This window comes from Oceaniferula marina, from assembly GCF_013391475.1.
GTDB lineage: Bacteria > Verrucomicrobiota > Verrucomicrobiia > Verrucomicrobiales > Akkermansiaceae > Oceaniferula > Oceaniferula marina.
In genome coordinates, this window is sequence record NZ_JACBAZ010000002.1 from 910,910 (window position 1) to 923,602 (window position 12,693).

The 12,693-nt window shown below is 52.0% G+C and carries 12 protein-coding genes; 7 read left to right on the forward strand and 5 right to left on the reverse strand.

Translation table 11 applies throughout. The features are described from left to right. Positions 1-90: 90 nt before the first annotated feature. Both HW115_RS08055 and HW115_RS08060 read right to left on the reverse strand, forming a co-directional pair. The gene (locus HW115_RS08055; RefSeq protein ID WP_178932072.1) at positions 91-504 is read right to left on the reverse strand and encodes a hypothetical protein; all 414 of its coding nucleotides are present in this window, start codon (positions 502-504) and stop codon (positions 91-93) included. Next, entirely contained in the window at positions 504-2,057 is a 1,554-nt protein-coding gene (locus tag HW115_RS08060) for a DNA recombination protein RmuC (protein ID WP_178932073.1), read from the reverse strand. The genes HW115_RS08055 and HW115_RS08060 overlap by 1 nt, the downstream gene beginning before the upstream one ends. A gap of 128 nt (positions 2,058-2,185) precedes the next feature. Between HW115_RS08060 and HW115_RS08065 the strand changes: the two genes are divergently transcribed. After that, entirely contained in the window at positions 2,186-2,842 is a 657-nt protein-coding gene (locus HW115_RS08065) for a superoxide dismutase (protein WP_227021349.1), read from the forward strand. Between the two features lie 225 nt (positions 2,843-3,067). Here the strand turns inward: HW115_RS08065 and HW115_RS08070 are convergent, their stop codons facing one another. Beyond that, a complete protein-coding gene (locus HW115_RS08070; protein WP_178932074.1) occupies positions 3,068-3,655 on the reverse strand; it encodes a lipid-binding SYLF domain-containing protein in 588 nt (195 codons plus the stop codon). Positions 3,656-3,818: 163 nt separating this feature from the next. Between HW115_RS08070 and HW115_RS08075 the strand changes: the two genes are divergently transcribed. Together HW115_RS08075 and HW115_RS08080 are read left to right on the forward strand one after the other, a co-directional pair. After that, positions 3,819-4,793: an amidohydrolase family protein gene (locus tag HW115_RS08075; RefSeq protein ID WP_178932075.1), complete on the forward strand. Its 975-nt coding sequence runs from the start codon at positions 3,819-3,821 to the stop codon at positions 4,791-4,793. Positions 4,794-4,909: 116 nt separating this feature from the next. Beyond that, positions 4,910-5,539 carry an HAD hydrolase-like protein gene (locus HW115_RS08080; protein ID WP_178932076.1) on the forward strand — a complete coding sequence of 210 codons (630 nt, stop codon included), beginning with the start codon at positions 4,910-4,912 and terminating at the stop codon, positions 5,537-5,539. 10 nt (positions 5,540-5,549) lie between these two features. Here HW115_RS08080 and nusG read toward each other — a convergent pair whose 3' ends face one another. Both nusG and HW115_RS08090 read right to left on the reverse strand, forming a co-directional pair. Next, positions 5,550-6,119 carry a transcription termination/antitermination protein NusG gene (gene nusG / locus HW115_RS08085; protein WP_178932077.1) on the reverse strand — a complete coding sequence of 190 codons (570 nt, stop codon included), beginning with the start codon at positions 6,117-6,119 and terminating at the stop codon, positions 5,550-5,552. Positions 6,120-6,178: 59 nt separating this feature from the next. Beyond that, positions 6,179-6,679 (reverse strand): GbsR/MarR family transcriptional regulator, encoded by a 501-nt coding sequence (locus tag HW115_RS08090; RefSeq protein ID WP_178932078.1) that lies wholly within the window; start codon positions 6,677-6,679, stop codon positions 6,179-6,181. Between the two features lie 347 nt (positions 6,680-7,026). Between HW115_RS08090 and HW115_RS08095 the strand changes: the two genes are divergently transcribed. From HW115_RS08095 to HW115_RS08110, 4 genes are read left to right on the forward strand one after another with little or no spacing between them, the layout of a single operon-like run. Continuing rightward, positions 7,027-7,644, forward strand: coding sequence for a MarC family protein (locus tag HW115_RS08095; protein WP_178932079.1), 618 nt, complete (start codon positions 7,027-7,029; stop codon positions 7,642-7,644). Positions 7,645-7,697: 53 nt separating this feature from the next. After that, on the forward strand, positions 7,698-10,739 hold the full coding sequence (locus HW115_RS08100) for a hypothetical protein (protein ID WP_227021350.1): 3,042 nt from the start codon (positions 7,698-7,700) through the stop codon (positions 10,737-10,739). A gap of 42 nt (positions 10,740-10,781) precedes the next feature. Continuing rightward, positions 10,782-11,765 (forward strand): AAA family ATPase, encoded by a 984-nt coding sequence (locus tag HW115_RS08105; RefSeq protein ID WP_178932081.1) that lies wholly within the window; start codon positions 10,782-10,784, stop codon positions 11,763-11,765. 47 nt (positions 11,766-11,812) lie between these two features. Further along, complete coding sequence (locus HW115_RS08110; protein WP_178932082.1) at positions 11,813-12,691, forward strand: DUF58 domain-containing protein; 879 nt, start codon at positions 11,813-11,815, stop codon at positions 12,689-12,691. Positions 12,692-12,693 lie beyond the last annotated feature (2 nt).

A 12,693-nucleotide genomic window follows, 5' to 3' on the forward strand; every position in this document is an offset into this window, starting at 1 on the left:
TAAATATAGACAAAAAATAGAAATTAATTTCAGTTTTCCTAAATAAGACCTCTTATTCGTCGGTCCTCAGCTTGTCATTTCAAGCGTGTTCTAGTCGGTTGGGTCCGAATTTTTTTTCAGATATCCTTTGGTGACAGACCAGAGCGCCCAGGAGCTGAGCAGGCCGTACATCAAAGCCAGCACCAGAACGGCGTGGGATTCCGTGAGGTTTTCCATCCGGCTCTCACCGGTGATCCAGCTGAGGATAAAACCCGCGATGAAGTAGAATGCACCGATGGCGGAGGGGCCAAAGTAGAGCCAGGCTCCCCAGAAGATGATGGGTTTGCTGCGTGGGCTGGTGGGGGTGGCGTAAGCGGACCCAGTGGCCGTTCCCATTTCCCAGGGGGTTCCGGAAGCGAAGGCGTCGAGCGGGGATCTGCAGGATTCACAACGGGAATCGCGCTCATCGTTGGCATGGCCGCAGCGGACGCACAGCAGTTTGACCGGGTGTTTGTCGTCAGCCATCACGATGGTTCCGGAGTTTCGGCAAAGCCGAAGTCTTCGAGTTGGTCGAGTTGATCGGGAGCGGGGACTGCAAAGTCCTCAGCAAACCCTTGATCGTGGTCACTCTGGATTGCGACCGACTCGCTGATTTCATTCTCTTTCTTTTCGCTCTGTAGCTTGTCGCCTAATTCAGGACGTTCTAGTCCTTTGCGGAGCTCTCGAGGGATGCTTTCGATTCCGGGGTTGTTCGGAAGCTCGGAAGCTTCCGGGGCTGCGCCGAGGGTTTCAAATTTCCTTGCGCCGCTGAGAATGCGGGTTTCGAAGGAGCCGACGGTTTTGTTATAGTCGCCGACCGCTGAGTTCAAGCTCCGGCCCAGCTTTTGGATGTGTCCGGCGAAGGCTCCGAGACGGCCGTAGAGTTCACGGCCGATGGTGGAGATTTCACGGGCGTTTTGGGCGAGCGCTTCCTGCCTCCAGCCAAAGGCAACGGCACGCAGTAGGGCGATCAAGGTGGTGGGCGTGGCGAGAATCACTCCTTGGTCGACACCTTTTTCAATCAGCGTGGCATCCTGGGCAAGGGCAGCCGAGAAGAAGGCTTCGCTGGGGAGGAAAAGGACAACAAATTCCGGGGTGGTCTCAAATTGTTGCTGGTAGTTTTTACTGCTCAGTTGTTGGATGTGGGTTCGCACCTGGGCGGCATGACGGACCATTGCGGCGTCTCGCTGGACATCGTCGTCGGTTTCAATGGCGTCGAGGTAGGCATCCATCGGGGCTTTGGAGTCGACCACGATTTGCTGTCCACCGGGCAGCTTGACCACGAGGTCAGGGCGGAGGCGTTTACCTTCGTCTGTGGTGGTGGATGTTTGGGTTTCAAAATCGCAGTGTTCCTGCATGCCTGCCATTTCGACTACGCGGCGGAGTTGTATTTCCCCCCATTGTCCGCGGCCGTGGGGCTGGCGCAGGGCTTTGACGAGTTTCTGGGTTTCTTGTTTCAGGCCGAGATTACTTTCGGTGATGTGGATGATTTGCTGTTTGAGGGATGCGTGGTTTCCTTCGCGGAGTTTTTCGCTTTCGCTAATTTGGAGCTGTACTTTTTCCAGTGTTTGGGATATCGGTTTGACCAGTTGTTCGACGGCGGTCTTTCGTTTTTCCAACTCGTTTTTAGCGGCTTCTTGTTGGTTTTTGAGTTTGCTCTGGGCGAGGGTGAGGAATTGGTCCTGGGATGATTTTAGGGCATCGGCGGAGAGCGCTTTGAAGGTGTCGGTGAGCTTGGTTTCGGCTTGTTTGAGCAGCGCTTGTTTTTCATCTGCGGCTTTGCGTTCTTCCTGCATGCGCACCTTGAGTTCCCCGAGTTGCCGTTTGAGGTCGGCTTCGTGTTGCTGTAGTGCGGAGCTCAGGGTTTCCAGTTCCCTGACCTTTGACTGGGCCTCGTCAGCGCGTGATTTTTCCGAGCTGATTTTTTCTGTATCGATCTCTTTTTGGGCTTTGAGTTTGCTGCTGCTGAGGAGGTAGCTGAGGACGGCTCCGGCAACGAAGCCTGCAAGGCCGATGAGAAAAGGTAAAATCTCAGTCATAATATCATGGTTTTTCTTGCGGAAAAGGAGAGCGGGGCCAGATTGGCGAATGTCATCCAGCGGCAAGGACAGCCATAGTCAGCGTCGAGGGGAATGACAATCTCATACAAACAACAACATCAATTATTATGTCTCATCAATTACCCGAACTCGGATATGCCTACGATGCGCTCGAGCCCCATATCGATGCCCGCACCATGGAAATTCACCATAGTAAACATCACGCTACGTATGTGGCAGGCTTGAATGGCGCCCTCGAAGGAGAGGAAGATCTTCAAGGAGTTTCCGTGGAGGCTCTGATCCAGAACCTCGACAAAGTGCCGGCGGCCATCCAGACCCCTGTCCGTAACCACGGTGGCGGTCACTTTAACCACAGCTTGTTTTGGAAAGTAATCGCGCCCGGTGGAGCTTCTGCCCCCGCAGGTGATCTTGCCGCAGCGATCGACCGTGATTTCGGTTCCCTCGACGCATTGAAAGAGCAGTTTGCCAAGGCGGCTGCCACGCGCTTCGGTTCCGGATGGGCCTGGCTTTGTGTCGACTCCGAAGGCAAACTTTGTGTTTGCTCCACTGCGAATCAGGACAACCCACTGATGGGTGAGCTTGCCGGAGCTTGCATCTGTAAGCCTATTCTTGGACTCGACGTCTGGGAGCACGCCTATTACCTCAATTACCAAAACCGCCGCCCCGATTATATCTCCGCATTTTGGAATGTTGTGAACTGGGATGTCGTCGCTGAGAACTACGCTTCCTCCCAGTGCTGCGGTGGTGGCTGTGGATGCAGCTAGGCCATCGTATTCAAACCACGATCAAACAACAAGACCTCGTCCCCATTGCAGGGACGAGGTCTTTTTTTGAATGGTAGGGAGGATTGGCCTCAATCCTCCGTTGGGTGACGGATGAATAGGAATGGAATGATGCTATTCTCCTGGTTATTTTATCGGAATGGACAACTTAGTTAAGAGCTAGATGTGGAAGCTCGTCAACGTAGCTGATGGGAGTGAGTCGCGGAATTAGGGGTGGATATTCAGGCGTGTGATTTTGGTGCCTTGAATATCGATGCCCGCCATCAGTCCTGTTTGATCGAAGGCGATCATGTAGGTTCCCTTATGGATGGTGGTGGTCGATAAGGTCCCGGATCCTCCTTTATCAACAACGACAAGATTCGGGTTGGATCCGAGGTCCCAGCCGCCGCTGTGATTCAGTGCCTGTAGTGCCTGATCGTCCATCAGGAAGAGGGCATAGGAATATTTTTGAATGCCAGCTTGCAGGCCCCAGGATGCAGAGAGCGTACGGTAAAAGCCGGTGGCTTTTCCTCGTTGATAGAGCGCGCCATCACCACCAGCTCCCCCGAAGACGAACCCGGCTTTGGTAATGGATGGGAAGACCAGCACTCCCTTGGCTTTCTTGGCAAGCTGCAGGGCCTTTGGGTTGCTTTTGTAAAGTTGGTCAAGGGCTACACGGGACTGGGAGTCGATTTTCCGGGCATCGGTTTTAGATTCAATACCTTTGGTTCCGTTAGGTCCGCTAGCGCAGGATCCCGCAAAAAAGGTGATGCTGGCAAGGGCTGCACATGTCAGTGGTTTGATAATGTTGAACATAATAGTCGGTGGTTTCTATGGTTACCATAATCTGAAATGTGCCGTTAGTTTTGTCGAGAAGAAAACCAAGCCGGTGTAGATGAAGTGGAGAGCGGGGGGATTCATTCATCTGACGGTGTGGGCTTGGGTTGACAGGTGATCGGGATTTCACTATCGCTAGCCCATGAGTTTGAGAACCATTGATTGTCATGTGCATCTTGTCGGGGATGGTTCGTCGGGTAGCGGGTGTTGGTTTGAATTGCCAACGTTGTGGAAGCGGTTTTTAGCGAAACAGATGATCAAAGGCTTGGGGCTTCCCATGTCGGTTTTGGAATCGGAGATGGATGAGCGCTATGCGGAAAATCTGGTCATGCAGATTGAGCTGAGTGATTTGGATGCGGCGGTGGTGTTGGCGCAGGATCTTGCCTATGATCGAGAGGGGAGGCCGCTTGACGGGGCTCAGTTTTACATTCCGAACGAGTGGGTGGCAGCGTTGGCGAAAAAGTATCCCGAGCAGGTGATTCCAGCTTGTTCGATTCACCCTGGGCGTTCCGATGCGATGGATGAACTGGAGCGATGTATTGATGCTGGGATGCCTGTGATGAAGTTATTACCGAATTGTTTGAATATTGATTACGATGACGACCGGTATCTACCGTTTTGGCAGAGGGTGGCGGATGCGGGGATGATTTTATTATCCCACACGGGTGGAGAAATGACGGTGAAGGTTTACGACCCTAGTTTCGGGGATCCAAAGAAATTGGCAACAGTCTTGGATTGTGGCGTCACGGTGATTGCCGCTCATGCGGCGGGCCGCAGTGGGCTGTTTGACCCGGACTGGACGGAGGATTTGATCGCAATGTTTGGTCGCTATCCGCATCTTTATACGGATAACAGTGCGTTGTGTACACCCAACCGGGCGAGAACTTTGAAGCATCTTTTTTCTGAAGACGTTCAATCAAGGGTGATTCATGGCAGTGATTATCCGGTCCCGGTGTCAGGGTTTGGCCCGTGGATGGTCGGGAAGCTAGGCTGGTCTCAGTACCGTGCATTGAGCCAGGAAAAAAACATATTGCAGCACGATTTGATGCTGAAACGCGAGATGGGATTTGATGCCGGGGTCTTTACCCGGATGGATGCCTTGTTGCAGCGGGGCTGAGAGCTTGGAGTTGATGCCGGAGCGGGCGATGGTGCCGGCCAACGGAGGCTGTCGGAGATGGATGTCATTTTCCATTCGCAGAATCTTCGAACGCGTCGATATTCATGCAAGCAAACATGAAACACAACGCTCTGATTTTTGATTTTGATGGCACTATCGCAGATACGCTAATGGAAGGTGTCGGTATCTACAACACGATGGCGGAAGAATATGGCTTGTTAAAAGTCGAGCCCGCAGATTTGCCCGAACTCAGGAACTTGAGTGCTGCTGGCTTGTTTCGTCATTTGGGCATTTCAGCCCATCGCGTGCCCAAGTTGTTATACCGTGGGACGCGGATGTTGCGTGGGCGGATTGCCAACCTTCCCTTGATCCAAGGGATGGCGGAAACGTTACCGAAGTTGCGGAGTCGGGTGAGTCATTTTGGAATTCTGACATCCAACTCAGTCGATAATGTCGGCTTGTTTTTGCAGTCCCATCGTCTCGACCCCTTGTTCACCTTTGTTTCTTCGACGTCCAAACTGAGTGGTAAGTCCAAGCATTTGAAGAGCATCCGGAAATCCTATAACATGGATCGATCCAAGATGTTGTATATCGGGGATGAGATCCGGGACATCCGAGCCGCAAAAAAAGCCGGAGTGGCAGTGGCTGCGGTAGCCTGGGGTTTTAACAGCAAACCAGCACTGGAGGCTGAGCAGCCGGATTATTTATTAAGCCACCCTGACGAGTTGGATCTGTTATTGGGTTAAGATCTTTTCCTTACTCGGGTTTTTCCGGTATGGGTTTGTTAGGAAGCAGCAGCGAAAAGAGGTCGGCATCGACGACTTGTTCGTTCCCGAGGAAGTCAATCAGCAGTTTGACCCGTTCGTGTGCGGGTCGGATTTCCACTACTTTTCCAGACATGCCTTGCAGGGCACCGTGGGCGATTTCGACTTCGTCACCGGTCTGGATGATGGGTTGCAGGGTGAGCATGCCTTCTTCTTCGGATTCACACTCGCTGATGTATTGGTGGAGTTCGTCGATGAAGGTGTCCGAAATGGCTGGGACTTCGTTGCCAAATCTGAGCAGGCACATCACTCCTTGGGTATGGATGACCGCGCGCTCGAACTCCTTGCGGATGAATTTGGCAAAGATGTAGCCCGGGAACATGGCTTCAACCCACCAGACTTTACCTCTTCGAGTGGCTTTTTTATAGCGGAGTCGGGGACAAAAGGTTTCGACGCCTTCGAGTTGGTTCAGGGCTTTGGAGGCAAGGTGTTCACGCTTGCTCTGGGTTCGGACACAGTACCACAGCGGGGAGTCTTCCTCGTTGGAATTGGATTCATCCATGCGAAAAGGAAAGGGAGTCTAAAAGTTGGTTAGGGTCTGTGTTGCCAGTGAAGTTTAGCTTATTTGCCAAGAAACTTCTGCAGGAGTGGAAGGACAAGATTGGCTTTTTTTGACCAACGTTCAAGCCTAACCACTCGCTCATCGTAAAATTCCCGGAGTTCGGGGTCGTCGATGGCCTCGACTTCCATTTCCAGTGTTTTGAGTTTTTCTTTTCCGCTTTTCAAATGGGGGCGGATCTCCTCGCGCAGGAAACCACCGACGATTTTTTTCAGCTCGACGTCTGCTTCGTAGTAGGTTTTCCGATCATCCGGCGTGGAGACTTCCCTTACGGCACCCAGCGTCCGGAGCATCCGCAATCCCTGACTGGTCGACCCTTTGCTGATGCCAATTCTGTCGATGATATCGAACATGGTCATGGGCTGCCGTGCGCAGTAGAGCACACCATAAATTTCCCCCACGGATTTCGGTAGCCCCAGCATTTTTACCCCATCCTGGAAAAAGGAAATCAGACGGGTGTCGATCGATAAGGTGTCTGGAGGTGGGCAGTCTTGGGTGCTCATGCCGTGAGTATAGCGGGCTTGGTATCATTGTTCAATTTTTTTTGAACAAGTTGTGTTTGTTGCCCCCTGCTTGCTACCGGTGTCGTTTGAGCTGGTGAAAAAAATCAATTGTAGGATTGCCAGTGGTGATTATTTGGCTAGATTTACACATTGTAACTATTCACATTATCAAAATACATTAACGAATGAAAACCGCACTTCAACTTGCTTTGCTCGCCTCGATCGCTCTCTTGACTGCTTCATGCTGCTGCATGTTCTGATGATAAGCGGTCTTTATGACCGGGGAGGTTTTGGCTGACAAATCCGGCAATGCTTGTACACTGCCTATTTGTCAGACTTTTAATTATATGCAAACTCCCCATGAAATGTTGGCAACCTTTGTGTTGCTATGGGCTGTCATTGATCCGGTAGGAACAGTGCCTGTGTTTATATCGGCCAGTCAGGGGCATTCGGCCGCTGAAAAAAGGAAAATTGCCAAGATTGCGGCCTTGTCGGCAGCTGGCATTTTGCTGTTTTTTGTGGTGATTGGCGAGGTGATGTTGCTTGCGATGGGGGTTCCCTTGTTGGCTTTCCAGATTGCCGGCGGCTTGATTCTGTTTCTCTTTGCGCTGACGATGATCTTTGGTGAGAGCAAGCCGGAGGGAGAAGTCAAGGCGATCGGTAAATTGCAAGATACGGCGGTGTTTCCGCTGGCGACGCCTTCAATTGCTTCGCCTGGAGCGATGATGGCTGTCGTGTTGATGACCGAGAACGGAAGTCACTCTTTGTTGCACCAATTGACGACAGTGATTTTGATGTTTGTGGTGATTGGCGTGGCCTACCTTCTGATGCGTTTTGCTGGAGAAATCTCCCGGATTATCGGCTCGGGAGGTGCCAGCATCGTGAGTCGGGTGATGGGGATGATTCTGGCTTCGATTGCTGCGACCAATGTGCTTGAGGGCATCAAGGAGTACTACCATTATTAAAATTTACGCCTGAGGGCTCCCTTTAGTTGGTTTTGCATAAAAACCAGAGTTTGATGCTTGCGTGGGATTTTGATATCGTTAGGATCCGCCGTGAAATGCGTTCCGGAATCGTTTGGTCCTTCCTGTTAGTTCAGACCTCTTCATGGATGGTGACAGCCCAGGAGGCTGTGCCAGCAAGGTCTGCTGGATCCCATTCGGAAGTGTCGGAGCCTCATCGCGAGCCCGCCTCAGGTGAGAAGGCTTCAGCTCGATCCAATTCTGCGGTTGTTGTGGATTATGGTCCGGCGTTTGAGCGTTTGATCAAGTTGGGGCTGCCAGACGCCAAAGGGGCGAAGTATGTCAAGTTGACTTTGCATGGTGAGGCCGGGCAAGAGGCGCAGATGATGCAGTATCAATCCGGTATGGGAGGACGGGCGAAAACCGGAGCGAAAGGGGATGCTTGGTTATTGCCGTCCGCCAAAGGTGATGATGGTTTGGCTCAATTGATTCACGCGGGTTATGGAACCGTCAAGGTGAAGAAAAAGCAAAAACGTGGGGGGCTGATGCGTTTGTTGGTGGGACCTGAAAAAGCCACGAAAGCAGGGGGGATTGCCGGTGATTGGACCGAGCAGGATGTGGCTGCTGATGCCAAGAAGATCATTGAGGCGATTGAGAGCCAGAGGGGGGAAAACAAGATGTTGGACCCTGACCGTTGGGAGTATTCCAGTGATGGTGCGCTTTGGTGTTCCGGGGTTTTGGTGCAGGCCTGCCATATGTATCGTGCCGGCCATACGAAGGAAGCCAATCAGATTGTAGCGAAGTTGATGGAGTTGGCTCCCAAGCCGGTCCTGGTGATCGATTACGTGGTTAACTCGTTGGCAACACGATCATACAAGGCATTGGCCGAGGAGTTTTTTAAAACCAAAGACTGGGTGGCTTACCGTGATGGGGCAAAGGAGATGCTGCAATCCTTTACCCGAGGCTGGAAGGCCAAAGAGGGGGTGGAAATGTTGGTCGAGCAGTTGGATCGGCGGATCAAGGGCGAGAAACCAAAGATCAAAGCGCTTAAAGGTGTTACGCTCAAGCCTCAGGCCATTGCGGTTCTGGACGGATTGCTGCAACGAGAGGATGAAATTGTGGTCGATGGCCCGATGATGTGGGTGTTTGGATCGGCCACCTTGAAGCAATGTGCGAGAGATCCCAATGTGGGGTATTATCTTCAACCATCGAAGCAGAAGTGGATCAATGAGCTGATTGAGATGGGACCTGATGCGGTGATTGCTTTGGCGTCTGCTGCGACAGATCACTCGCTGATGGCATCCCAACTCGGATCGGGTAATGACAGGTATTCCGACTACGAGCGTATGCGCTATTCCATGATGGGATCCTCCGATGGCGGCGCGGCTACAGCCCAGTACAATACCTTGTTGCGCCCCTGCAGTCGCGGTGAAATCGCGAGGAAGCTTTTAGTGAAAACCTTGCCCGACAGCGGCAATGACTTGTCGTCCAGCACTGCGGAAGAATTGCAATCGATCGCCTATCAATGGTGGTTGAAGCACCGGTCGGCATCCGAGGCTCAACTTGCGAAGCATTTTCTTGAGGAGGGATCCAGTAATCAAAGACGGATCGCCGTGGTGATTCTCATCAAATCCGGTGAGCCAAGTTCTTTCAAGCTGGTGGAAGAGTATATCCTTGGCTCTGAGGAAATGGATGACCAACTCGGGAATGCCACGCTGTATTTGAAAGCTCGGCGTGGGAAAGCACGCAAGTTTTATGATCAGTTTGCCAAGGCGCTTAAAGAGGAGGCGGATGGCCAGGATGAGGACTATCTGAGTTGGGAAATTCGTCAGGCTGGCGGAGTGGACAAGTATCTCAAAAAGCTGGAGGTCTATGTCAATGATGTTTCGGCTGAGAAGATTTTGGCAGACATGCGTTCTGGGAAGCTGCAGGGGAAGGAGGGCGTCGAAATGCTGAAAGCGGCTGAGACTGAGGGTGATTTACTGAAGCATTTACCAGCACTCGTGAGCATTGCCCGGAAGCAGAAGGAAGTTGAGCAGCAGGTGGAACTCATCGAGCAAGTGAACAACCATTTGAGTGCCCTTTATCGAGAGAAAGGCAGTGGGGAAGCCGTTGATCAAGCCAACGCCTATCAAACGTCGATCTTTGCCATGCTGGAACAATCAAAAGATGACTGGCAGTGGTTTCTGCAGCAGACTGAGCCGGTTTCAGGAGAGCAAAGGGCTGAGCTGTTGAATGGAGCACCGAGTGTGGCTGCCTACATGGCCTGGCAAATGGAGTTCCTGTATTTTCCGCAGCATCAGCGGGTGATGTATGCCTTGAATCGGGTCATTGAGGCTGACGAGTTGTGGGCCTTTGGATTGAAGCGTGCACAGGCCGTACTGGACGAAGGGGCAAGTGCTTATTTCCCGGATGTAGAATCGGTGAAAGAAAGCCGTAGAGCTCAAATCCGCAAGGAACTGAAATCTTTAAGTGCAGATGAAATTCTACCCTATCAGGAAAAACTGAGTATGGATGAAAAGCTTGCTTGGGGTGATATCCTGACTGGTTTCGGAGAAAACCTTCCGTCCGGGATTGTCGAATTACGCAAGCGGGTGATCAAGGTGAATTGGCCGGATGTAAAGGAACAGGATCAGGAGATGAAAAAATCTCTGGAATCTTTATGTGCTGGCAAAGAGGTGAATGAAGCAATGTTGGATGGCATACTGAAGTTGACTTTGGATCACGCCGCGACGCATTACCTCCATGCTGTCTTTATTCAGAGCGCGGGGGAGAATGGTTTTGGCTTCAAGGTGCAGGTTGGCAAAGGGGATTGGTCTCAGCAAATGAAGGACATTGCTTTTGATGATTTGGGAGAGGATTTGCAGGCTGGAAAACTTAAAAAGGTGGCGGTTATGTTTACTTACGGTGACGGGGAGACCTCCATGGCGCATTTGCGCGAAACCGATGTGAAAGAGGATGAGGCAGCGCGTAAAAAAATGAAGGATGAGTTTCTGAAAAAATCAGCCCAAGGAGAAGCCGCCTATCTCGTTTATATATCTGAGACATCCGAGTCATACGTCAAGCGCATGTCCGAAGAAGAGGAAGATGATTTTTAAATCCATCACAAAGCACCAACTACTAAGTCGAAATCAACAATCATGAGTGAAAGCAATGAACCCGCCGCCGAGTGGGAAAAAATCCAGGAATCCGTAGCCGAAATCCGGCGTCAGACGGCCCGTGTCATCGTCGGCCAGGAGGCCGTGGTTGAGGAGATGTTAGTCTCATTGTTATGCCGTGGGCATTGTCTGTTGACCGGGGTGCCCGGTCTGGCCAAAACCTTGCTGGTGTCGACCTTGGGCCAAATCCTCGGTTTGAAATTCAATCGGATTCAGTTCACCCCGGATTTGATGCCCACCGATATTGTGGGGTCTGAAATCCTACAGACCGGCGACGCTGGAGGCCGCGAGTTTGAATTTGTGCATGGCCCGATTTTTGCCAACCTCATCCTTGCGGATGAGATTAACCGGACCCCGCCCAAAACTCAGGCCGCTTTGTTGGAGGCAATGCAGGAAAAGCAGGTGACCGTCATGGGCCAGAGCCGCCAGTTGGATGAACCCTTTATTGTGTTTGCTACTCAGAACCCGATCGAACACGAAGGAACGTATCCTCTTCCGGAAGCGCAGCTTGACCGCTTTTTCTTCAATGTGATGATCGACTATCCATCGATCCAGGATGAAGAGGAAATCATCCACCGGACAACTGGTCGGGTGGCGGATCAGGCGGAAACCATTCTCGATGCCGAGGGTGTGTTAGCTCTGCAGGATGCAACCCACGATGTGCCACTGCCAGACAACGTCGTGAAGTACATTTTGAAAGTGGTTCATCGTTCGCGACCCCATACGGATGCTGCGACCGATTTTATTAATAACTATGTGGATTACGGTGCGGGGCCACGGGCATCGCAGTGTCTTGCCCGGGCATCTCGAGCTTTGGCCTTGTTGCGTGGTCGCAGTGCGGCATCGATTGAAGAGGTCAAGGATGTGGCCTTGCCGGTTCTGCGGCATCGCGTCATCCCTAACTACAATGCAACAGGTGAAGGGATCAGTGTGGAAGATGTCATTGGCAAGCTGCTCGCAGATTAGACGGCTGTCAGCCATCACGCGTCATTAGCCACTTATTATTCTCTAACGTGTCCCAGACCCAGTATCGATTTATCCGCCCGGAAGACATCCGGCGCTTGAGCCATTATGAATTTGGCGTCAAGGCGCTGGTCGAGGGTTATCTATCGGGGCGTCATCGCTCACGTGAGCGCGGGGCATCGATTGAGTTCAAGGAATACCGGCAGTATGTTCCAGGGGATGATCTGGCATTGGTTGATTGGCGGGTGTTTGCCCGGACCGACCGGCATTATTTGCGGACGTTTGAGCAGGAAACCAACATGGAGTGCCATATCTTTTTGGATAGTTCGGCATCGATGGGGTTTCAGGATGAAGGACCAATCACGAAACTGGAATACGCATCTTTTTTTGCCGCGTGTTTGGCCTGGTTGGTGGTTTCAAAAAACGACCGGGTTTCGCTGCAGTTGTTTGACGATAAGATCCGGCAGTTTTTCGAGCCAGGATCGACTCGTCGGCATTTACATCAGCTGCTGACGGCATTGGAGAATAATCAACCCGGCAACAAAACGTCGCTGGCCGAGGCCTTGCACCGTGCCCACCCATTGATTAAACGCAAGGGGACTTTGGTTGTGATTTCCGATTTCTTTGACGACCCCGAGGAAATTTTCAAAGCGCTGAACCCCTATCTACACCGTGGCTTTCGGGTGCATCTGTTCCATGTCCTTGACCCGGCGGAAATGAACCTGCCGGACCGTGGATTGTCCCGGTTCATTGATATGGAAACCGATGACCGACTGGTGGTGCATACTCAAACCCTCCGGGAGGCCTGGAAACAGGAAATGCGACGCCACACCCAGGTGTTGCGGCGCCTCTCAGCCAGCCGCCAAGTGGATTACGCTCTCACGAACACTCGTGACAGCTGGTTTAAGCTTTTTGATCGACTTGCCTAACG

Coding starts and splice junctions, on each gene's coding strand:
- HW115_RS08070 (WP_178932074.1), bottom strand. CDS start 3,655: ATGTTCAACATTATCAAACCACTGACATGTGCAGCCCTTGCCAGCATC.
- nusG (WP_178932077.1), bottom strand. CDS start 6,119: ATGGATGAATCCAATTCCAACGAGGAAGACTCCCCGCTGTGGTACTGT.
- HW115_RS08095 (WP_178932079.1), top strand. CDS start 7,027: ATGCAAACTCCCCATGAAATGTTGGCAACCTTTGTGTTGCTATGGGCT.
- HW115_RS08060 (WP_178932073.1), bottom strand. CDS start 2,057: ATGACTGAGATTTTACCTTTTCTCATCGGCCTTGCAGGCTTCGTTGCC.
- HW115_RS08075 (WP_178932075.1), top strand. CDS start 3,819: ATGAGTTTGAGAACCATTGATTGTCATGTGCATCTTGTCGGGGATGGT.
- HW115_RS08055 (WP_178932072.1), bottom strand. CDS start 504: ATGGCTGACGACAAACACCCGGTCAAACTGCTGTGCGTCCGCTGCGGC.
- HW115_RS08100 (WP_227021350.1), top strand. CDS start 7,698: ATGCTTGCGTGGGATTTTGATATCGTTAGGATCCGCCGTGAAATGCGT.
- HW115_RS08065 (WP_227021349.1), top strand. CDS start 2,186: ATGTCTCATCAATTACCCGAACTCGGATATGCCTACGATGCGCTCGAG.
- HW115_RS08080 (WP_178932076.1), top strand. CDS start 4,910: ATGAAACACAACGCTCTGATTTTTGATTTTGATGGCACTATCGCAGAT.
- HW115_RS08105 (WP_178932081.1), top strand. CDS start 10,782: ATGAGTGAAAGCAATGAACCCGCCGCCGAGTGGGAAAAAATCCAGGAA.
- HW115_RS08090 (WP_178932078.1), bottom strand. CDS start 6,679: ATGAGCACCCAAGACTGCCCACCTCCAGACACCTTATCGATCGACACC.